We start from the raw sequence: 19479 nt of genomic DNA on the forward strand, positions 1-19479 counted from the left end.
CCTCCTAGTGTTTCGCCGAAAACGCGCCGAAGACGCCGTAGGTCGATCCGCCGGCGGTGGGCGTGACGGTGAGGACCACGGTGTCGGAGCCGCGTGAGAAGAGCAGGGCGCTCGAGCCGCCGGCCGCCGGAGCGACGCTGTCAACAAGACTGTTCGCCGCAAACGCCGCACGGTAGAAATCCAGCACGGCCGTCGCCTCCATCGATGTGTCTGCCGCGAGCGTCACCTGCAGGTGTCTCTCAGCGGATGCCACGGAACTCGACGTCACGGTCGCGCCTGGAACCGGGGGAACCAGGCCAGCCGGATACCCGGGAGCAAGAGCACCGGTCTCGCTCGCGCTCGGAGGCAAGGGGAGGGTGACGAGGTCCGGGAGCGGCGGCGACGGCGGAAGCCCGATCGGCGACGTCTCCCCGGTGGCCGGGGACGCCTCCGAGCCCTGTTGTTCAGTAATCGGGGCGGCATCCTGCGGCTCGCTCTTCGGTGTCGCGGAGGCACCGGTGTCCGAGGCGTCGCCCGGGGCGCGAAGGGCGTCGGACGGCGCCGGGGGGAAGGCGGGAATCGACCGCGTCGACGCGGTGGTGCCTGCGCCCGTGAGAGTATCCAGCACGGCGGCCGCGACCACGGTGACGAGGGCAAGTCCCAGCGTCGCGACGACGGCTACGAGAGCGCGTCGCGACGCCCGTCCGGTCATCCCTGCGCCTTCGACGTGCTCAGTTCGGGCAGGTGGTCTGCCGATCGGAGACGACCCGGCCTGTCCGGTTTCGCGAGGGACGCCCGAAGCACACCGTTGTGCTCGTGGTACTCCTCTCCCGTCGACGGGCAGCGGAACAGGTCGTCTCCGATGGGTGTGAGGGGGACGCCCGCGCGGCCGACCCAGCCGATCCGGCGCGCAGGCACGCCGACGACGAGCGCGTAGTCGGGGACGTCGCCGGTGACGACGGCACCCGCCGCGATCAGCGCCCAGGCCCCAATCGTCGCCGGCGCAATGCATACGGCCCTCGCTCCGATCGAGGCGCCGGTGCGGACCGTCACGCCGACGGCATCCCAGTCATCGGCGTCCTTCCGCCGGCCGTCTGGCGTGATCGCCCGCGGGAAGACGTCATTGGTGAAGACGGCCGCAGGGCCGACGAAGACACCGTTCTCGAGAACGGCCGGCTCGTAGATCAGTGCGTAGTTCTGCACCTTGCAGTTCTCGCCGAGGACCACGCCGGGGCCGATGTACGCGCCCCGTCCGAGGATGCACCCGGCACCGATGCGGGCCCGTTCACGCACCTGAACGAGATGCCAGATCAGTGCGCCGTCGCCGATGCTGGCGAGACTGTCGATGTCAGCGCTGTCGGCGATGTGGGGCGGACGACCCGGTCGATCGGCGTCCTCATGTACAGGGAAGGGAACGGTCATGTCAGTAGGCCCCCACCGGTTTGAGCAGCACCTTCACGGTGCGCCAGACAATCATCAGGTCACCGGTCAGCGACCAGTTCTCCACGTAGTACAGGTCGAGCCGGACGCTTTCGTCCCAGCTCAGATCGCTCCGGCCGTTGACCTGCCACATGCCGGTGAGCCCGGGCTTGATGTACAGCCGACGGTGCACATGGCTCTCATAGGACTCCACTTCGCGAGGCAGCGGTGGGCGCGGACCGACCAGGCTCATCTCCCCGACGAAGACGTTCCAGAGCTGGGGGAGCTCGTCGAGGGAGTACTTGCGGAGGACCTTACCGACGGCCGTGACCCGGGGGTCGTCCTTGAGCTTGAAGAGCAGACCGTTGCCCTCGTTCTTGTCGACGAGAGCCGCCAGGTCCCGTTCGGCCGTTGTCGCCATCGAACGGAACTTCACCATCTGGAAGTTCCGCTGGTTGCGGCCCACGCGTTCCTGCCGGAAGAAGACGGGACCCCCGTCGTCGAACTTGATGAACAACGCGATGGCGAGGAAGACGGGGGCGAGCACCAGGAGCCCGGCGCCGGATGCTGCGATGTCGAATGCGCGCTTGAGGACGTGTTTGCCTCCCTCGAATTGAGGGATTTCCACGTGGATAAGCGGGAGGCCTTCGACCGGACGGAAGTGGATCCGCGGGCCGGCGACATCCGTCAGTTGCGACGCCAGCACGAGGTCTGTCGCTGTGCCCTCCAGCTGCCACGCGAGGTTGCGGATGAAATTGGCGCCGCCCTTGGGCTGACCCGCGATGATGACGGTGTCTGCCGTGACGTTGCGCGCGATCTGCGCCACGTCGCGCATGCCGAGGATCGGGACGGGCTTCTGGCCCGTTGTGACGGAATGGGCATCGGTGTCGGAGACCACAGCCCCCACGATGTTGTAGGCGGCGCCGGACTTCTGCTGGATCTGCCGGATCACGTAGCCGACGTCGTCGAGTTCGCCGACGACGAGCGCCCGGCAGAGATAGTGGTCGAGGGTGCGCTGGGAGACGAGCCAACGACGCCAGAGCCAGTGCACGGTCAGAAGACTGACCGTGCCGATGGGAAGGGCAAGCATGAAGAAGCCGCGAGCGATGTCGACTTTGAGCACGAGGAAAACGATGGCGAGCAGGCCGAACGCCGTCGCGCTCGCGTTGACGATGCGCTTGTATTCGCTCGCGCCGACGCCGATGACGCGTGAGTCGTGGACGCCGAAAGCGACCAGTGACACCAGCCAGCAGACGACGATGGCCGCCGAGATGAGCAGGTACTGGGCGTCATCCATGCGGGCGCTCGCCGGGATGGCCTCGACACCGAACCTCATCGAGAAGGCAAGGGTCACCGCAAGCATGATGGTGGCCACGTCTGTCAGCCGCAGGCGGATGCGATAGTTGCGGGCCCAAACGCGCTCGGACGCCTGGCGCATGGTGTGCTCGCGAACATCCGGGGGCATGCCGCCGCCGATTCGCGGCCGGAAGAGTCCGGGGAAGAGAACACGAGACTTGACTTCAGTCATGAGATTCCTGCGATCGGGTGCAATCCGTGAGCGCCTGTGAAAGAGTCGAGTGTCATGTCGTCTCCCTTCTGAGGGCGCACCTCGGATCGCCCCGACGGGTTGTCGGAACGCGCGAGCGTCTGTCCGAGGACCAGTACCGGAAAAGGCGAGGGTGCCTCACGTTTGGTGCAGTACCGACAGTAGCCGCGACTCCCGCAGCAGACTCCCCCCAGATAGAGGGGTGAGGAATGCTCAGATTTAGAGGGTCGTGTGCGGCTTTTCGTTAAATAAAGAAATCCCCGTAAGTAGAAGCCTTACGAGGATTTCAGTGGCTCCGACCGGCATCGATCCGGTGACCTTTCGATTTTCAGTGAGCCCAGGGGTGTTTTCGCACTGTATCTATGGTTGCGATATCGCGCTGATCAGGACTTCTTCGGAATGGTCGCAGTTGGTTTCAGTTCGTTTTCGGGCCATTAATGGCACATTAATGGCACAAGATTCGGTCGGTGATCAGCCCCAGGTGAGCGATTCGGGCGACCAGGTGAGGCCTGATGCGTCGCCGCGGAGCACCGGGCTGAGAAACGTGAGCATGGGTTTCCTCGCCAGTTCGACCGTCTCGAAGCCGGCGCAGGCGGGAACGTTGGATGCGGGCTTCGTGTATCGGGCGCCCCAGTTCGCGGGCGTGTCGAGATCGCCGGGAAGCCTCAGGGAGCGGACACGGGCTTCAGCGTCCAAGGCGCGACGGAGCTTCGTCGCGTCCACCGTCTGGGTGGCGGCAAGGACAACGAGGTCGACGAGATCCTTCTCGCGGCTCGACGGGCGACCGTTGTAGAGCGCGAGCGTCGCGCACACCTTGTCGGCGATCTGGTCGACGACCGGGTAGAGCCGGTACGGGTTGCTCGGCAGCTTCGGCAGCTCGAGCGCATTGGCCGGCTCGGCGATCTCCACTTCACCGGTCATGACGACGTTCACGACGGGGTCGACGTGGAAACTGTCCTTCTTCTTCGCACCGACATAGACGTCGAAGCTCACTTGGTAGCCCTCGGTGTATGTCTGCTGATTGCCGTCAATGGCGTTCGAGTACCCGGTGTAGTCGAATCGGAAGAAGTCGCCGAGATCGACGGCAGCCAGCCTGCGGAGGTCATCGAGCGCGGTGTCCAGAGTGCGGCTGCGACGGGAGAGGTCGACGTCGATCGTCGTGCGCGCCGAAGCGACGCGCGCCAGCATCGCGGTGCCGCCCTTGAGCATCCAGTCGGAGTCGTCTGCCTCGGAGAGCACTCGACTGAGAAAGCGGTGGAATACTCGAGTCGGATGCGTTCCTGGATCGTGAGGGAGTTGTCCGCGGTGAACGCTTTTCGGGCTGCTGCGGTGATGGCCGCTTCGACGGCGCCAGGGGTGGCGTATCGCTCCGTCTCGGTCACGGCCTCAACCTTCCTTCCTCGTCGGTTGCGAAGCCAGGGCGAGCGAGGCCCAGTCGACAATGCGCAGTTGTTCTGCGAGGCGAGCGTGAGCGCTCGCCTCGCCTGACGAAGCGATCTGTGCGGCGAGCGCACTCGTGGTGTCGACCTTCGGGAGGTCCTCCAGGTACCGTGCCGCGATGAGGCCACCGAGAGAGGGAATCGAGGCGATCTGCTTCGCGATGCCGTCCTGGTCTATACCAGCGACTCGCAGGAGGTCTTCGAGGACGGCATCGCCGTCGCCCTTGCGGTGGCCGTTGCGTTCGGCGAGCGGGCTCAGAAGTTCGGTGAGCCGGTCCACGTCCAGTTGGGACTGCCTGACCGCGTCGCGCAGCGCGTTGCCGACGATGCTGAAGTCGTGGCGGTCCTCGACCAGGTCGGCGATCGTGCGTTCCCGAGTCGTGGTGGGTAGGCCTTCCCGCACGGTAACGTCCCGATCGGGCAGCGCTCGGGTTCGGTATCGGACGTCTGCGCGCTGGGTCTGCCTGCGAGTCGGCGTCGTGAACTCGCTCTTCATTGCCCGAAGGTCCCCGATGCCGTGGAGTCGAGCTGCTGATTCGCCTGAAACGACGGCGCTCTTCGGATCTTCGCTGAGGCGCTCGTACGCAAGCTTCGCGGGGTCGGTCGCCAGCCACGCCGCACGCAGTTCTTCGTGCTGGCCGCCCGGTGCGCCTGCATCCCTGTAGACCCCGTGCGACAGGCGGATCAGGTCCCCAGATTCCGTCAGCCTTGTGAGGTTCATATGGCTGACGCCGCGCGCGCTGGCTTGTGCGGAGGTGACCATGCCCCAGTGGGACTCGGTCACCTCCGCCAGCACTCGCAGCGCCTCACGCGATCTCATGCTTGAATTCTAACGCTCTGGGTGTGAGTTTCCAAGCCCTCACGTGCACTGTGTTTCGCACCCCACAGGGATTCGTACTTCGCGCGACGACGCTAGCTGTCTCTGTCACCGATCGTCTGACGCTCGTTCTCCCGAGCTGCACGAACGTCTGCGACGACCAGTACTAGCCCACTTGGGATCGGGGTAGACATCGCGCTACCCCAAGGATTGAATTAGCAATCGCTTCGGCCGTATGAGGCACCTCGATTGCGAATCTATTTGGGCGGGTCAAACGAGACTTCCAAACGATTGAGCCACTCGCCGGAATCGAATGCGTTCTGAATCGCGTGATCCGTCGTGACGACACCCCTCAACCCGCGCCCAACGCATTTCGCAGGATGAAACGTTCGTGGCGTTGCAGGGCGGCGTTCGTTCCCGCTGAGGGTCCGGCTTGCGGGGACGCAAGAGTCGGGCACGCCCTGGGTATATGTTCGGCGTACGGCCGGATGAGGCTCCGTTCCCGATAGACGTCCCGCCATCGGGCGTTCAGGGGCATCGCAAAGGGGACGCTCAGCCGCTACTGTCAGCCGTGTGAGTAGACGTCAAAGATCCATACTTTTCGTGATTGTCGCGGTGGCGCTGTGGGCCGCGGGCGTCTTTATGATTCTGTCCGCGGAGGACTTCATATTGCGCGTACTTGGCGTGACTGTTTTCGTTGCAGCGATTCCCGTTGCAATCGCTGGTGGTCGTGGATTGCGCGCACGCCGCTGAGGGTTGCCAGCGCATCTTCAAACTACGGCGCTCGTGCAACGATTCGCATAGGGGGTCCGGCTCGCGGGCGCCGGATTGCCACAGCGATATCGACTTGGACTGGCGCTGTTGACAGGGACCCCACGTGGCGAGTTGTATGACGACCATGAGGCGAAGCCCGCCCGAGGGGATGAAGGTCTCCGGCAGGAACAGAGGTCGATTTATGGACGTGACTACGCAGGCCCCGACGGGCGCCGCGAAGCGGCGCTACATTCAAATCTTGATCGCTGTGGTGTTGGGCTATGGGCTGGCCAGCTCCCTTCTTCTGTTCGCCCTGCGGGAGCCTCGCGCGCCACTGGGATGGATACTGCTTGGAGGCTGGCTCGTGTTGTTCGCCGTTGGACTGGTAGTCGCTTGGAAGGGCTACAAGAAGCTGCTGCGCGGCGCGGCCGCCGCTACAACCGGGCCGCCGGGCGATGGACCCAACGAGAGAACCCCCACACCATCCTCAACCTCGACCGAAACGCATACGCGGGATCCGAGCTGACCAACATGGGCCTGACGTGACGGCTGCTACTGGCGCTCATCGGAGCCGTAGTACGCACCGCAGGGCCGTGCCTAAGCGGTGGCGTGGTCGTGTCGCGGTTCCTGGCGCTCGTCCTTGGCGCGCTCGTCGTCCGTCAAACGGGCACGAAAACTGCCTCGCACGGTGAGGCCGTTGAAATCACGTTGCGGATCGCGTTGCGGTTTCCCGGAACAGTCACGCTCATCCAAAACCGCGATCGGATATGCGACCTGGCCGAGCTCACCAAGATTGGACGCCCTCGTGCCCGAATGCGGCTACAGTAACGCCTCTCACAGGAGATGGGTCACGGTTGAGGTCGTCGGGGTCCATGGTATGCAGTCCAGCGTTCTCGCCGGATCGGGCCCCGTGGAGGAGATCGCCCGCTACGTGTACCGTTCAGGGACGTTGGGTTTGGCTGTGGCGCCCGAAGGATCTTGCAATCGCGTCGACGCGTCGCTTGGCCTGGACGACACGAAGGGGCACGCGATGAACGCACTCCTTGACTGGTTAGCGTTCACGGCGACGAAGAAGAGCGTGAGCCGGATACTCGCGATGCTTCAGTTCTCCGAGACGTACTTTCACGGCACCATGACCGTTTCCTGACGAAGGCCGATGCCGAAAACGATCCATCCTGCGCCGTACAGAGCGAATACCGCGGCTCCGAATGCTAGAGGTACCAGTGCAAACGCGTACATCAGCGGCCGAAGAGGCAGCGTGAACATCCCAATGGCAGCCAGCAGCATCAGCACTGGCCCCGATAGCCCCGGACGGCCGTACAGGCCATCGCCGCCCTTGAGGGCAGCGAGTCCAGCGAGGAAAAGAGCCAGACCAAGGACAGCAATTCCGAAGTTGAGTCCGGCCGTGGTCGGGGGCACGAACAAAATCACCAGACCTGCGGCGGCGACCAGGCCGAAAATGTATGCCAGAATCACGAGCAGCTTGGCCGCGCGCTTCAGACTAATGCGTGGAGTGCGAAGCATCGTCAGGTATGAGAGTGTCGCCCAGGATGTGAGCAGAAGGGCCAGAACTCCTGGCAGGTCGTAAAGCAGGAAAAGTTCGGTGCTGAGAATCGGCGAATACCCGAGATCCTCCCGCCACACTTGGTCATGGCCCAAGGGAGTCATGGACCGCAAGTAGCCGTGAAGAATCCAGAGAATCCCTCCGGCCACCATGACCCAGATGACGCCGGTCCCATGGACGAGCAGACGGTTGAACGGACTTCCAGTGCGAGCGTTCATCGAAGGCCCTCGATCAGATCCTTCCCCAGGCGGCAGGGAATCGCCAGCTCCCGTCGTCGTCTCGGTCATCACTGCCTCCTGCAGTAGAGTCCCGCACTCGCCCTGAAGTTTGATCTGCCCCACCACTGCTGTCACGACTTGCGCGCACCCCCAGCGAGGCGCCTGCGCGTCATCGTACGCCCCGGGCCCGCGGGGACGACAGCCCCCGATGAGCCTCACGTAAACGGTCCGGGAAGGGCTTCGGGTGCCTCAGAGGAGAATGTCCGCGTAGCCGGTGGTGGTTTCCTGGCGGTGTGCACAGAGAGTTGTCGATGGCGTCGCGCCGTGAGATCACGCAGAAGTCCGCCGGGAATACGGCAAGGCGAACAAGGCCGAGAAGGGTCCGCCATGCGACGGGGCCTCGGCGCCCATTGCAGGCTATGAGTAATATCGGTGGGTCGAAGCAGCATGTAGACGTGTCGAAACTTCGCTCTCCGCTCATGTCCCCTTCCGTGCCGTACATCACCGATCGTGTGCCAGGTGAGGCAGCGCTCTACCTCCCGCACGATCCCTACGAATCGCTTGATGTGGATCGGGTAAAGGCGTTCGTCGAAGGCACGAACGACAAACCGAAAGTGCGCCTCGCCGTCCTGGCCGTCCTTCGTGCGCACAGTACGAACGGGGCCGAGACGCCAGCGGCCGTCTTCGCGATCATGGTCGCCGCGTTGACTTTGCTTGCGAGCTCAATGGGTGCGCTATCCGCTTTTGGCGGTGTGGTGGGCTGGGCGCTTGGGGTTTTGCTGGTCATTGGCTGCGCATGCTTCACGAAGTTCGCATTTGCTGCTCACGTTCGAAGAATGACGTCCGGGGTATGGCTCGCCGCATACGAGGACGCTCTGCGCTGATGCTCTGGGGGTCCCCATTATGAGGCCGTGTGCGCGGGACCTCAAAGCGGTAGGTTCGGGGCTGGAGGGGGCTCCTCGATGGATTCCAGGAGCAAGATTTCTTTAGGTCAGGAGCGGTAATGATGGCAACCAACGGTCCAGGACGACCCAGACTCTTGATTGGTTCCATTATTTTCCTTCTGACGGGAGTGGGATTCGCCGTGCTCGCGGTATCTCAGTTCACTGCTCAGAACGTCTGGCTTGGCGGTGTCTGTTCATTCTGCTGTGTGGCGGCCTTCGTCATGGTGGCACTAACACTGCGACGTGCAAAGAAAAGCGGTTGACCCTCGACGGTATCTGCGTTTGCCGCCGGACACTGGCGGTCGATCCCGCGTTGGGTACCTGCACGGCTAGCCACCCGAAGGCTCTCGGTTCCGGCCGAGACCTACTTAGACGTCCAGAAGTCGTCCTTCGGAGGATGGGTCAGGCCCCGAAGCAGGAGGATCCCGTTGGACAGAGTCAGGACACCAATAAACAGTGTCAAGGCGTACCGCCAGAATGATTCGTCAAGCACCATCAAAGCGATCGCCCCGCCGATGATGATGACGCCGGAGCAGCACGAGACCACCGAGAAAACCCGAAGCCTGCGCATAGCCTTGGCCGCATCCACCGACACATCCGGCGGCCACGTCCGATCCGCCCACGTCTTGCGCAACGTCCACACCGACCCGATCGCGAAGAGAATCGAAGCGCTGACGATGACGAAGGCTCCGACGATGCCCGCCCATCCGAACTGGAACAGGGTGCCGCCAAAGATCGCCAGGCCGACGGCGGCAATCATGGTGAGGATTCCTGTGAGGCGGGGGCTCACGAGCTGATGCCTTCGAGGTCAGAGCGGCGGTGCACCGCGGTTCCTCTCGATGAAGCCGAGAATCACCTGCGTCACGCCAGCGAAGCCCATGGCGATGGATGCCCAGATGGACCAACGCTCGACGGCAAACAGGATCGCGAGCAGAATGCATGCCGCTCCGAGGCCCCACCACCACCGATACGGGATCCAGCCAGGCTCCTTCGTGGCGTGCATGCCCATGCTCTCCGTTCTGACCGAGACTTCCGTCCCCTCAGACGAGGCGTGTGCCCTGCCGCCATACAACCGTTCATCCGGCGTCGCTGTCAATGGACAAACGGCGCGCGCGGACAGAGGAACCGGCGAACGACACGAAGTCTCCCGAGAACCCGCCCTCTAGGGTCAATGTCCCGTTGGACGTTCCGAACGACGAAAGGCTGAAGCACGCGCGTCGAGAATCTCCGGCGGCTCTTTCCGCGAACGTCTCGAGGGTGAGTGCTCAGCGGCTCGGTCATTGCGTCGCCATACCAATCCGTTATAGTCCGGGGCCGCGATAGGTTACGGATATGGGGTACTCGCAGCGCTACGTCTTCCGCCAGGCCGCGACAGCTCTGCTGGTGGTGACGGCCCTATCCGGTTGCGCATCGCAGGGCGTCGACGGTGTGCTGTGGCGGCAGGTGGCGGCCTTCAAAGATCCGTTCAGTCGATCTCTCGTCAACACGCTCGAGATAACGCCTGTTGAGGATCTCGCCGGCGGCATCCGTGATGGCAGCCTCCTCGCCGGCGTCTACTGGGATGGCGAAGCCCGTCTCGACAGCATCGCTTTGGAAGATGGAGGTCTCGTGATCCATGACCTGAAGGAGCGCACCGGCGGCTTATCGTTCGATGTGCTGCTCAGCTCTGGGCCGCGCGATGCTGCGGCTGACAATAGCGCTGGGTCGAAAGGCCTGTACTTCGGGCCGCCCTCTGTATACGCCTGCTCCGAGCTCACCATCGACTTCGAGCCGCGGCCCCGATGGGGATGGACCGATCAGGATTGCGAGCGCGCGCTCACGGAGAGGCTGGCGCCGGGAGGGCAGGTTGTGTCAATCAACGAGTTCGACGGGTAAGCAACGCTCAAGGCCTGTCGTGGCCGACTTCGGCGACGCATATGCGAACTGCGTTGAGTGACAGCTGCAAACCTAGCTATTCCGGCGTTTCCGCCTCGGAGGCTTCGTTCTCGGGCGCTCCACGAGCCAGGTTAGAAACCAGAGCACCGCTTCGAGGAGGACCAACCACACAGGGCGAGCATACCGACCCGAGACCTTGAAGTTCGGTGAGCATCCACCGGCCACCTAGCCGGATGTTCCGAAGACGTCCGCTGGTCGTTCCTCCGATGACCACGGATGCCGAGCATCCACGTCTCACTTCGTGCCACGTCTCTCCGGTTGGCCACTGCTCTGATTGGTACGATCAGTCCCCCCGCGACGGTCGACTCTGACACCGGACCCGCTTGTGGTAATGAATTCAGCCTCGAGTGCGCCTCAACCTGAGCGCTTGGCTTTCTTCTCGGACAGCCCCTCGAGCATTGAGGTGGCTGCTGTCAGCCAGGGGTGCACCATATCTCCCGGGATACTTCGCTTTTCGATTGTGGGCCCGGTGCCATACGCACTCGCCTTCACCAGCAGGAGCCTTCGCCCGTCGTCGTCCCAATGAAGTGCGAACTTGAGCATCTTGAGTTTGCCCTTCGGCGTAAGTCGCACGAACTCGACCAGCGCGTAGCCGACACGTGATTCGCGCTCTGCGTAGACCTTGACGCCGCGGACTTCTGGGCGCTCCCCGACGAGCTCGCCCAGCCCTTTTGCAGCCTGACGCAAGTGCGCGCCGCGGAACCATGTTTTCATAGTCGAATACTGCCACCGTTAGCCTCGCGCGACGCTCATTGAGCGTAGCTCGCCAAGGTCGCTGTGCGACATGTGCCCGCTAGGTACATGCAACGACTAATCGAGCTTCTCGCACGGACACCGCTCGAAATGGTCTTAGTTCAGCTTGAAGGACATTCGACCGATCTCGTCACCAATCATTCCTCCAGCGACAAGCTCGACCTGCGTGGTGGTGTCGTCGAGTTCATAAGCGATAGCGTTCGACAGGGTGCCTCCCGCCTTGATGTTCTCCGTCTGCGTGTCGAGGAACGCGTCATCGGGAAGCGATCCCACGTCCAGCGTGTTCTCTCGGTCGGGGTCGTTGTCCTGGAACGCCTCGAATGTGTAGATGAACTCCATGGGCGAGATGTCCCGGTCAGAGGTTCCGAGATTCGTGGTGTCGTACCAGATGGCGAGCACGGGCACCTCACCGTATTCATTTCCGACCTCCCCAACGGGAATCACGCGGTAGTCGGTAATGGCGATTTTGACTTCGTTGGTGTTAAGGACGCCATCAACGAAGGAATCAGCGGGTGTCTCCTCCTTCGGGGCGTCAACCTCCACCTCAGTGCCGGTCGTGGGAGCCGCGTCCGGCGTAACAGAGCTGCTGCATCCAGACAGTCCTAAAGCAACTAGGAGGACGAGTGGAGCGACCGGGGCGAGGAGCTTGTTCATAGCTATCATCCTGCCGCAGGCCGCTCACTACAATTTTCAAAACGTGTGACGTGTTCGGGGCGATATGCATGCTCGCCAGGTGACACGCTAAGCCACAGAAGAGGCAGTGTGTCCGGCCGGTCGAGCACGGCAGACCGCGGAAGAGACGCTTCCTTTCGACCTCGACCTCGACCTCGACTATCTCGACGATCGTCGTTGCAACTCAAACGGAGCCAGAGATCTTTGGGTCGTGAGCGAATTCGACGATGATCTAGAGGGGCGTATCGCACGCCCACCCAATGAAAGGCGTCGAGTTCGTAGGAAGACAACACCCTTCAACACTTCAGTCCGACTGAGGCGTCGGGGAGGGCTTCAGAGATCTGCCACGATAGGGCCCATGAAGAAAATTATCGCGCCTATCGTCCTCGTCGCCGCTCTCGCCCTGACCGGTTGCGGTGCGACGAATGCCGCGCCTGCCAGCACTTCGCCCGCTGCCGCTGACGAGCCCAAGCCCGTTGAGGAAGCGCCCAAGGCTCCCGACCTGGCAGGAGACTGGAAGCAGAGCAACTCGCAGAGCGAGACCGACTTCATGACGGCTGCCATCACCGATGGGGTCATCAGCATTGACTGGGAGCTGGGCAGCGAAGACATCACCGCCGTCTACTGGGTGGGTACGTTCGAGGCCCCGGCTGACGCGACCGAGCCTCACACCTGGACTTCGCAACGAGACGCTGCGGCGACCGACACCGCGGTCATGGCGTCGACAGACGACACCAAAGATTTCAGCTACGAGGACGGCATCATTAGCTTCACGGTGAGCATCCAAGGCAACTCTGCGACCGTGGAAATGGAGAAGAACTAGCTGTCGCCTTCGAGCGCGCAGCGTCAGAACGACGGCCGCTGCGGCTCGGTTGCCGCGTTCTAATTAGCAATACACTCCCCGACCGTTTGCCATGTCCCGCTGAGGGTTCCGCCAATCGTCCTGCTTACGGGCTTGAGATTTAGGCTCGGGCGGCGCGAACTGCGTGACCTGCGAAACTAAGGCATGGCTCAAATCATTGTCTACGGACACAAAGCGGCGCTTGCCTCTCGCATCTCCTCGCTGTCCGACGCGATCCACACAGCGGCAGTATCGGCGCTCCAATTGCCGGTTGAGAAGCGATTCCACCGTTTCATCACTCTGGATCCCGAACAGTTCATCACGCCTTCGGATCGTTCGATCGACTACACCATCATCGAGGTCAGCATGTTCGAGGGTCGCACGACGGCTACAAAGAAGGACTTCATCCGCCAGCTCATCAGCAGTGTTGCGGCGGTCGGCGTCACTTCGAACGACCTTGAAATCACAATCACCGAGACGCCTCGTGCGAACTGGGGAATTCGGGGAGTACCCGCTGACGAGTTGCAGCTGAACTACTCCGTGGAAGTCTGAGCACGCCAGCATCTTCATGGTCTTTCGGTGATTCCCGGTGAGCGTTCCCAACTGACACGTCGCGGTCAGAATAGGAGGTTCGAGGGTGTGGCCTCATTCTGTGTCCGTAGAGGTCGGTCGTGCGGGAACCGATTCGCTCTCTAACGCGGCTCGACGGGGAGCCGAACGACCGCCCACCCTGCTCACTGAAGTCCCCGGTCGGGGGCCCGCGAGCCGTTGGCTGCTGCCGATACTGTGAGCGGATGCGCTCCCACGTTTCCGCACTGCAACTTCGCGACCGTGCGCTCGTAGTGGAAACGCCGTTGGTGCAGATGCTTTCGGTAGCTGATGGCCCGCCTCCATGCCCACCACCGAACCGAAGCGGCACTCGCAGCCTGAACGAGGAGACCTTATGTCCAGCACAGCCAAGCTCACCGCGACCCTTGCCGCCCTTGTTTTTGGGGCAACCGCGCTAGCCGGGTGTACCGCCACGACGGCACGGCAAGCGGCGGACCCGTCGGAGAAGCCCGCCGCGAGCCAGGCACCGGAACCGACCGCGGTCGAGCCTGAGGTGGAGGCGGACGTCCCGGAGCAGTACGTGAACGTCGGTCCCGGGACCTCCATTCCTGTGGGCGGCCCCGGCGAGTGCGAGTCGTCCGCCTACATCTGGATCGGCAGCACTGGGAACGAGCCGATGCACGTCGAGCAGGGCGGCGCGGACCTCGTCGACATGGGGCCGCTCGACTTCGCGAACGGTGAGGTCAGCCTGGACGACCAGGGTCGCCCGGCGACGTACACCGTCGCTCCCGGCGACGTGCTGACCCGGATCGGCGAGCGCTTCTGTATCTACAACGGAAATGCGCTCGGCCTCCTGAACGGCTACAGCCACGGCGCTGTGATCCAGCCGGGTGACGTGCTCACGCTGAACGCGGACCTCGTAACCGATTGGGTCGACCCGTACGCAGACGAGTGAACCGCACCGGCACGAGCGGCGCCCCCGGTTCCGCGACCGGAGCACCACGGTCTGCCAACACCGTCGCGAAGGGTGCAGAAGCGCCTCCAAGGGACCCCATCGGAGCTTTCATCGACGGAGGCGGGCCGGAGTCCTCCAGGACATGCCCGGTCAGCGTTCCGTCCGCGCTTTTGGCTAGTCCAGACGATGCCCCGCACCACGGCGACGAAGACCGCGGCGAACAACCCCATGGTGACCAAGACAACGAGCAGATGTGCATGCCGTCACCGTCCCCTTGGAGCCGTCAACCGGCTACGAAAAGACCGAGTTCACGACCCTTGTCGCAACCGAGTTCGATATGGTAACACCATGACCGAGCTGCCAGAGATCTTCCTCGCTCGTGATTCAGCCTTCGTCAAAGTGGAACCCGAACCGGCCTGGCGCCCGTTGCTGCGGTTCACTATCGTGACCGCAGTCTGCATTGCAATATTCCTCGTCCTCTTTGCTCTCGGAATCGGATGGCTCCAGTCGCTGGACTTCGGGGGGTGCGTGTCGTCCGGCGGGTTGAGCAGAGAAACTTACCCGGACGCGTATTTAGCAGACCCGGATTCCGATTGCCTGTACCCCTCATCTTCGTAGGGCTGCATAAGTCAGGGGTCAGCGCTCTTCGCTGCCGTCTACGTCTCTGCGCAGGTGGCCGAATAACTTGTCGCTCCGAGCAGGCGACACTTCGCGTGGCGACGAATGGTGACAGCATCGTTTTCGGTCTCGACCTCGTCGCTGCTTGGCTATATAAGCTGTGGCGGGCCAGACGTAACGCACGCGGAGGCGTGGAGTGGCTCCGGACTGACCAACCATAAAGTACGGACCGAAGGGCACTGATGAACCGTCGAATCCCAATGTTAGGAACGATCGCACTCGCTGTCTTCCTTGGGACGTCAGCCTGTGGCGCGTCACTGGGTGGCGGCGGCGCCGTTTCGACAAGTTCGGCGGTTCCCTCCCCAAATCTGGCGCTAATAACCGTGGAGATCACCGCGGAGGAGCGCGAGGCTTGTGACAACCCGGAGATCAATCAGCGCATCAGCGCCGCGAAAGCTAGTTCGGACGAAAGCCCCGACAGCAGCACCCTCGTCCTGCCGCAAGATCTCCTTGAGGTGAGCGGATCCTGGGAGAAAGCCGAGGCTCAAAAGGACGCTTGGGACGAGCTCTCGCCGGAAGATCGCCTCTTCAACCTCTGCATGTTGGAGCCGGCCCGGCCGTAGGCAGGAGAGGGCATGAAGCCTTCTGCCGAAGTCCGCGAAGCGCCTGACCCGTCCCGCTGAAGGTTCGTATTTGGGCATCCGCGCCGACCGTTTAGTCCTTCGGCTTGCTGGAACCACCTGCGTCGTTGTCCTTGTTCATCAACCTTCCGTATCGGTTTCTCCCGTCGCTCTCGACTCGGGTTCCCCTGATGCCCATGACGATGCCCATGATCAGTAAAACAACACCAACGCCAACCGGGGATGTGATCAGAGGCTCGTATGAAACGTTGATGATGTTAACGGAATCAAGTAGGTACGCGCCCAGGCCGAAGGCGATCGAAACAATTCCCATAACGGCAAGCCACCACCCCGACACGCCTTTGGCTTCGTCAGATTTCGCCATCGGGGCTCCATTCGCAGGTTGTCCGTCAGCGTAACGCGTTGAGACCGCCATCAGGTTCGCAGTCCGACACTCTCGTCTGGGGTGCGACCACGAGTCGCCGACCAGCTGAAGATTCGTTCCCGTTGAGGGTTGCGCCTGCGGGCTATGGGCGTGGGCCGGCGGGTGGAGAGTCTTCGTCGTGAAAGCCCAACAGCGCCATGTTGTGCGGTATCGGAGCGGTTCGCAGAAGCCGCTCCGGATTCACATTGTGTTCGATCGCTCTGCGGACGTCGTGTCCGCCTGCCTGGGCCGCGAGGTGTCCGGGCTCTAAGGCAATGCCGCTGACTGACTCGCGATTGCTACGTGTGCCAACTGCGATTTCGGAACGAATCAGCTCGGTGTATCGATCCAGCTCGGACCGGAATTCGCTTTCATCGTCGTATGCCGCGACGCGAACGTTGCGCCGCTGATTACGCGTTGGGTCAAATCGATAGTGGTGAATCACCCATCGCCATATTGTGTCGTCGTCCGGATCAACCTCGCTCATGGGCGTATCTTCTCAGCAAGCGTGGACGATCACAACGGAAAGCGTTGGAGCGAAAGGCCCGACGCGTTCGGGTATCGGTGTCTCGCTGAGGATTCCCAATGAGGGGCAGGGGTTAGCCTTCCGCGGGCTCCCATCCGCTGTCCTTGCACGCCGCTACGAGCTGTTCGTCGGCGGACTCGACCTCTGAGCGGTCGTCTTCCTGTGCGGCGTTAATGAAAGCTCGTGCGGAGTCCGCGACCGCGCCGTCGCTGCTTTCCGGGATCGAATCTCGTAACGAGTTCGTCAGTCGTTCCTCGTCGGCCTGCGGTCGATCAGACGAGATCCACGACGCGTGGATGTTGCAGACGTCCTCGACCCAAGTCGCCGGTCGCTGACCGGCGCACCCGGCAAGGAGCAGGGATGCAAAGCCCAGAGCGACGAGCGCACCTATCCGATTAGTCATGGGCTCAACATAGCTTCCGCGCTCGGTCGTAACACGGCCGTTCGAGATCCTCCACGGACGCTCACCATCTTTGCGCGCCGAGTTTCCCGCAGAAGGTTTCCGTTGAGCGTCCGTCCGACGGGCTACGCCGTCCGTCGTCGCTCGGTTGATCGGTCGGCAGGATCTTCGTGGAGAGTAGGGAACACGACCCGACCGACGCGGGCTGTGAGCTGAATCAGGGTGCGATGAGTTTTCCGCCCGGCAGCGTGTCCTCGATCCTGCCGTCACGCTTCTCGCCGATCAGGGGCCAGACAACCGCTTCGTCTTGGTGCTGGAGGATCAGCGCCTGGGGGGCTGTCGGAACGTAGAGAGCCTGCCCATCGGGTCGACCCGCCACAGGGTCAGCGATGGCGATGTCCACACCCTCCGCAGGTGCCCCGTCTGAGGCCGGAAGGAGGTACGCGACGACGTCGGAGCCCGTACGGAGACCGTCCGAGTACGCCCCCGGCTCCTGCTGGCCCGGATTTGGCAACTCGATATAGACAAACCCATCATTGCCGTCATCAACGCTTCCCAGGACTTCCTTCGCATCGCGAAGAACGAGAACGATGGTGGAGACTCCCGCGGCATTTTCATTCTTGGGCACGATCTGAACCCGGCCTTCTTGGACTCGATCGATCGTTCCTGTCACCACGAGGGAACTTTTTTCAGCGAGTGCGGCTGGCGAGCGAAATGGGTCGTAGTCAAACTCGAGCCCGCCGAATTGATCGACGCTATCTCGAACTGAATACGGCGGCCCCGCCGCATCGTCCAGCAGCGTCGTCGCCGTATCGTGCGCACATGCCGAGGTGATGGTCATCAAGATAATCGACCCCACGATAGCGGCAAGCCTCATTCGCGTTGCAGCGCTCATCATTTCCCTTGGTAGGCGTCGTTAATGGTCGGTGGTCCTTTGGTGATCATGTCAGATGGGTCCGTGCACTAGAGAGTGTCCCCGGAGGGCAAAATCTTGCTCCGACGCAACCATCGAGCGCTTCCGTGTCATCACGGCATCTCCGATTCGTCCGCGATCGAGATCCCGCAGGTTACTTTCAAGGGGCAACTCGACTATCCGCGTTGAGCCTCCGATGGGCGTCCCGCCACCGCCACGATTCACGAAGCACTTTTTCGCAATCGAGACAATGAGTACATCGCCTAGGACGATGATTCATGTCCACAGAAGCAGAACTGTGGTGACGAGAAGCAGGCCTGTCAGCGTGAGCGTTATGACAGCCGCTGTCTTCCACCTCTTGAACGGTGAGTCGGGTTCGGTTGAATGCCTAATCACTTGACCGATGAACAAGATGGACGCGAGTGAGGCGGCGATGATCAGACTCGTCTGCGCTGCCAGTACAAAGTCGCTCACTCAGGGTCCAGAATTACGCAGCTCCACAGCCAAGAACTACAGGTCACGGCGAACCACCCTTCGATCTTGCACGACAATGAGCAACGACGCCTCGCCGGGGGAAACGCGGGATGGCACGCCAAACCCAGGGCCTCACGTTGAAGGAAGTCCAGCACGACGGCCGCCCCCGAGGTGGGGTGGGAAGGCAGCGCCTGCCAAATGGCTGCGCTGAAAATACCCGCCATTTGAGCCGGACGCCGATGATCGCGTCGATGTTTGGCCTATCGGTGCTATTTCGTCTCGTTCGGATGCTTGGTGTGCACCTGCTCGAGGAAGACGTGCTGACCATCGACATAGAACCAGATCCGTGCGTCCCCTTGTGCTGTGGGCTTGTGTTGCCAACGCACGTACGTCTTGCCGCCACGCTCGATTGACCCCAGCTCCTTACCCTTCAGCGGGTAGTTCGTCGGAGTGCGCTCTGTCGGCGTTCGGGTCAGAAAGTCCCACGAGTCCGCCAGTTGGTTACGGATCTGGGAAGCCAGGTTGCGCCACCCTTTCTGTGCACTGACTGACGCGAATCGGATCGTGTACTCGGACTTCTTCGTCGGCCTCGGGACCTGCTCGCTCTTCGACACGCTCTAGGGGCGCTCAACAGGCGACGCGGTATCAAGCCACTCGACCGGCGTTGACGTGAGACCTGCGGCGATCGCTGTCGCGGTCTCGCGCCAAGAGGTAAGTTCGGCCGCAGCGAGGTGTGCCTGTCCCGTGGAGAAGGACGCCCGTGCAGCGTTAACAAGATCCTGGGCACAACTCGCCTGGTCTTCGGTCGAAAGGGCGAGCATCCAAGAGAACCTACGTGCCATGCGGGAGGCAAGTGTGCCGTCGTCATCGAGCGTGACCGTGATGAGATCAGCAGCGAATTGCAGGAGCATGTCTCGCGCGTCAACCTCGCGCTGAGACATCAGCACCAGAGGCTCACCATCGCGCCGTGTGACTTGGACCGGGTGCTCCTCAGCCTCGGCGAACACGTCAGCTGAGTGCTTGCTCAGATCGGATGAGCGTCGGCTGGTTGTGCGGGGGTCCTGCATGATTGTCATAGTGACAGCATATTCGGAATGTAATCGGAAGTCTATCGCGTGCG

General features: G+C 62.4%; 23 protein-coding genes. 7 read left to right on the forward strand and 16 right to left on the reverse strand.

The genetic code is table 11. The annotated features are described in order from the left end of the window. Window positions 1-4: 4 nt before the first annotated feature. The 6 genes from ABIE24_RS04510 to ABIE24_RS04535 form a co-directional block, all read right to left on the reverse strand. Window positions 5-691 carry a hypothetical protein gene (locus tag ABIE24_RS04510; RefSeq protein WP_354497237.1) on the reverse strand — a complete coding sequence of 229 codons (687 nt, stop codon included), beginning with the start codon at window positions 689-691 and terminating at the stop codon, window positions 5-7. Further along, window positions 688-1401, reverse strand: a complete 714-nt coding sequence (locus tag ABIE24_RS04515) for an acyltransferase (RefSeq protein ID WP_354497239.1) — start codon at window positions 1399-1401, stop codon at window positions 688-690. Before ABIE24_RS04515 ends, ABIE24_RS04510 begins: the two co-directional genes overlap by 4 nt. Window position 1402: 1 nt before the next feature. Next, complete coding sequence (locus tag ABIE24_RS04520; RefSeq protein WP_354497241.1) at window positions 1403-2926, reverse strand: sugar transferase; 1524 nt, start codon at window positions 2924-2926, stop codon at window positions 1403-1405. A gap of 489 nt (window positions 2927-3415) precedes the next feature. Continuing rightward, window positions 3416-4309 carry a nucleotidyl transferase AbiEii/AbiGii toxin family protein gene (locus ABIE24_RS04525; protein WP_354497327.1) on the reverse strand — a complete coding sequence of 298 codons (894 nt, stop codon included), beginning with the start codon at window positions 4307-4309 and terminating at the stop codon, window positions 3416-3418. Window positions 4310-4330: 21 nt separating this feature from the next. Continuing rightward, complete coding sequence (locus ABIE24_RS04530) at window positions 4331-5203, reverse strand: type IV toxin-antitoxin system AbiEi family antitoxin domain-containing protein (protein ID WP_354497243.1); 873 nt, start codon at window positions 5201-5203, stop codon at window positions 4331-4333. A 1872-nt stretch (window positions 5204-7075) separates the two neighbouring features. Next, window positions 7076-7804: a hypothetical protein gene (locus tag ABIE24_RS04535; RefSeq protein ID WP_354497244.1), complete on the reverse strand. Its 729-nt coding sequence runs from the start codon at window positions 7802-7804 to the stop codon at window positions 7076-7078. A gap of 386 nt (window positions 7805-8190) precedes the next feature. Here ABIE24_RS04535 and ABIE24_RS04540 point away from each other — a divergent pair, with 386 nt between their 5' ends. Next, window positions 8191-8619 (forward strand): hypothetical protein, encoded by a 429-nt coding sequence (locus ABIE24_RS04540; RefSeq protein WP_354497246.1) that lies wholly within the window; start codon window positions 8191-8193, stop codon window positions 8617-8619. A gap of 424 nt (window positions 8620-9043) precedes the next feature. Here ABIE24_RS04540 and ABIE24_RS04545 read toward each other — a convergent pair whose 3' ends face one another. Together ABIE24_RS04545 and ABIE24_RS04550 are read right to left on the reverse strand one after the other, a co-directional pair. Continuing rightward, a complete protein-coding gene (locus ABIE24_RS04545; protein WP_354497248.1) occupies window positions 9044-9439 on the reverse strand; it encodes a hypothetical protein in 396 nt (131 codons plus the stop codon). Window positions 9440-9487: 48 nt separating this feature from the next. Then, a complete protein-coding gene (locus tag ABIE24_RS04550) occupies window positions 9488-9682 on the reverse strand; it encodes a hypothetical protein (protein WP_354497250.1) in 195 nt (64 codons plus the stop codon). A gap of 329 nt (window positions 9683-10011) precedes the next feature. Here ABIE24_RS04550 and ABIE24_RS04555 point away from each other — a divergent pair, with 329 nt between their 5' ends. Further along, window positions 10012-10554 (forward strand): hypothetical protein, encoded by a 543-nt coding sequence (locus ABIE24_RS04555; protein ID WP_354497251.1) that lies wholly within the window; start codon window positions 10012-10014, stop codon window positions 10552-10554. Window positions 10555-10968: 414 nt separating this feature from the next. On the opposite strand, the gene ABIE24_RS04560 is transcribed toward ABIE24_RS04555, so the two are convergent. Next, the gene (locus tag ABIE24_RS04560) at window positions 10969-11328 is read right to left on the reverse strand and encodes a hypothetical protein (RefSeq protein WP_354497253.1); all 360 of its coding nucleotides are present in this window, start codon (window positions 11326-11328) and stop codon (window positions 10969-10971) included. A gap of 135 nt (window positions 11329-11463) precedes the next feature. Continuing rightward, entirely contained in the window at window positions 11464-12021 is a 558-nt protein-coding gene (locus tag ABIE24_RS04565) for a DUF5067 domain-containing protein (RefSeq protein ID WP_354497254.1), read from the reverse strand. 376 nt (window positions 12022-12397) lie between these two features. Here ABIE24_RS04565 and ABIE24_RS04570 point away from each other — a divergent pair, with 376 nt between their 5' ends. The 5 genes from ABIE24_RS04570 (at window position 12398) to ABIE24_RS04590 (ending at window position 15625) form a co-directional block, all read left to right on the forward strand. Continuing rightward, a complete protein-coding gene (locus ABIE24_RS04570; RefSeq protein ID WP_354497256.1) occupies window positions 12398-12862 on the forward strand; it encodes a hypothetical protein in 465 nt (154 codons plus the stop codon). A 183-nt stretch (window positions 12863-13045) separates the two neighbouring features. Then, on the forward strand, window positions 13046-13432 hold the full coding sequence (locus tag ABIE24_RS04575; protein WP_354497258.1) for a tautomerase family protein: 387 nt from the start codon (window positions 13046-13048) through the stop codon (window positions 13430-13432). Between the two features lie 391 nt (window positions 13433-13823). Beyond that, complete coding sequence (locus ABIE24_RS04580) at window positions 13824-14384, forward strand: LysM domain-containing protein (protein WP_354497260.1); 561 nt, start codon at window positions 13824-13826, stop codon at window positions 14382-14384. 348 nt (window positions 14385-14732) lie between these two features. Next, complete coding sequence (locus ABIE24_RS04585; protein ID WP_354497261.1) at window positions 14733-15002, forward strand: hypothetical protein; 270 nt, start codon at window positions 14733-14735, stop codon at window positions 15000-15002. A 383-nt stretch (window positions 15003-15385) separates the two neighbouring features. Next, entirely contained in the window at window positions 15386-15625 is a 240-nt protein-coding gene (locus ABIE24_RS04590; protein ID WP_354497262.1) for a hypothetical protein, read from the forward strand. A gap of 91 nt (window positions 15626-15716) precedes the next feature. Here the strand turns inward: ABIE24_RS04590 and ABIE24_RS04595 are convergent, their stop codons facing one another. From ABIE24_RS04595 to ABIE24_RS04620, 6 genes are all read right to left on the reverse strand, one after another. After that, on the reverse strand, window positions 15717-16007 hold the full coding sequence (locus ABIE24_RS04595) for a hypothetical protein (protein ID WP_354497263.1): 291 nt from the start codon (window positions 16005-16007) through the stop codon (window positions 15717-15719). Window positions 16008-16149: 142 nt separating this feature from the next. Further along, window positions 16150-16533: a hypothetical protein gene (locus ABIE24_RS04600; RefSeq protein WP_354497265.1), complete on the reverse strand. Its 384-nt coding sequence runs from the start codon at window positions 16531-16533 to the stop codon at window positions 16150-16152. Window positions 16534-16645: 112 nt separating this feature from the next. Then, window positions 16646-16975, reverse strand: a complete 330-nt coding sequence (locus ABIE24_RS04605; RefSeq protein WP_354497267.1) for a hypothetical protein — start codon at window positions 16973-16975, stop codon at window positions 16646-16648. 214 nt (window positions 16976-17189) lie between these two features. Continuing rightward, the gene (locus tag ABIE24_RS04610; protein WP_354497268.1) at window positions 17190-17813 is read right to left on the reverse strand and encodes a hypothetical protein; all 624 of its coding nucleotides are present in this window, start codon (window positions 17811-17813) and stop codon (window positions 17190-17192) included. Between the two features lie 815 nt (window positions 17814-18628). Next, on the reverse strand, window positions 18629-18973 hold the full coding sequence (locus ABIE24_RS04615) for a hypothetical protein (protein ID WP_354497270.1): 345 nt from the start codon (window positions 18971-18973) through the stop codon (window positions 18629-18631). A 3-nt stretch (window positions 18974-18976) separates the two neighbouring features. After that, complete coding sequence (locus ABIE24_RS04620; RefSeq protein ID WP_354497272.1) at window positions 18977-19435, reverse strand: prevent-host-death protein; 459 nt, start codon at window positions 19433-19435, stop codon at window positions 18977-18979. Between the last annotated feature and the right edge of the window lie 44 nt (window positions 19436-19479).

Source organism: Mycetocola sp. 2940, from assembly GCF_040548835.1.
Taxonomy (GTDB): Bacteria; Actinomycetota; Actinomycetes; order Actinomycetales; family Microbacteriaceae; genus Mycetocola_A.

Coding starts and splice junctions, on each gene's coding strand:
- ABIE24_RS04600 (WP_354497265.1), bottom strand. CDS start 16,533: ATGAGCGAGGTTGATCCGGACGACGACACAATATGGCGATGGGTGATT.
- ABIE24_RS04585 (WP_354497261.1), top strand. CDS start 14,733: ATGACCGAGCTGCCAGAGATCTTCCTCGCTCGTGATTCAGCCTTCGTC.
- ABIE24_RS04565 (WP_354497254.1), bottom strand. CDS start 12,021: ATGAACAAGCTCCTCGCCCCGGTCGCTCCACTCGTCCTCCTAGTTGCT.
- ABIE24_RS04575 (WP_354497258.1), top strand. CDS start 13,046: ATGGCTCAAATCATTGTCTACGGACACAAAGCGGCGCTTGCCTCTCGC.
- ABIE24_RS04605 (WP_354497267.1), bottom strand. CDS start 16,975: ATGACTAATCGGATAGGTGCGCTCGTCGCTCTGGGCTTTGCATCCCTG.
- ABIE24_RS04550 (WP_354497250.1), bottom strand. CDS start 9,682: ATGCACGCCACGAAGGAGCCTGGCTGGATCCCGTATCGGTGGTGGTGG.
- ABIE24_RS04545 (WP_354497248.1), bottom strand. CDS start 9,439: ATGATTGCCGCCGTCGGCCTGGCGATCTTTGGCGGCACCCTGTTCCAG.
- ABIE24_RS04520 (WP_354497241.1), bottom strand. CDS start 2,926: ATGACTGAAGTCAAGTCTCGTGTTCTCTTCCCCGGACTCTTCCGGCCG.
- ABIE24_RS04555 (WP_354497251.1), top strand. CDS start 10,012: ATGGGGTACTCGCAGCGCTACGTCTTCCGCCAGGCCGCGACAGCTCTG.
- ABIE24_RS04570 (WP_354497256.1), top strand. CDS start 12,398: ATGAAGAAAATTATCGCGCCTATCGTCCTCGTCGCCGCTCTCGCCCTG.
- ABIE24_RS04610 (WP_354497268.1), bottom strand. CDS start 17,813: ATGACCATCACCTCGGCATGTGCGCACGATACGGCGACGACGCTGCTG.
- ABIE24_RS04595 (WP_354497263.1), bottom strand. CDS start 16,007: ATGGCGAAATCTGACGAAGCCAAAGGCGTGTCGGGGTGGTGGCTTGCC.
- ABIE24_RS04530 (WP_354497243.1), bottom strand. CDS start 5,203: ATGAGATCGCGTGAGGCGCTGCGAGTGCTGGCGGAGGTGACCGAGTCC.
- ABIE24_RS04560 (WP_354497253.1), bottom strand. CDS start 11,328: ATGAAAACATGGTTCCGCGGCGCGCACTTGCGTCAGGCTGCAAAAGGG.
- ABIE24_RS04535 (WP_354497244.1), bottom strand. CDS start 7,804: ATGACCGAGACGACGACGGGAGCTGGCGATTCCCTGCCGCCTGGGGAA.
- ABIE24_RS04515 (WP_354497239.1), bottom strand. CDS start 1,401: ATGACCGTTCCCTTCCCTGTACATGAGGACGCCGATCGACCGGGTCGT.
- ABIE24_RS04580 (WP_354497260.1), top strand. CDS start 13,824: ATGTCCAGCACAGCCAAGCTCACCGCGACCCTTGCCGCCCTTGTTTTT.
- ABIE24_RS04510 (WP_354497237.1), bottom strand. CDS start 691: ATGACCGGACGGGCGTCGCGACGCGCTCTCGTAGCCGTCGTCGCGACG.
- ABIE24_RS04620 (WP_354497272.1), bottom strand. CDS start 19,435: ATGACAATCATGCAGGACCCCCGCACAACCAGCCGACGCTCATCCGAT.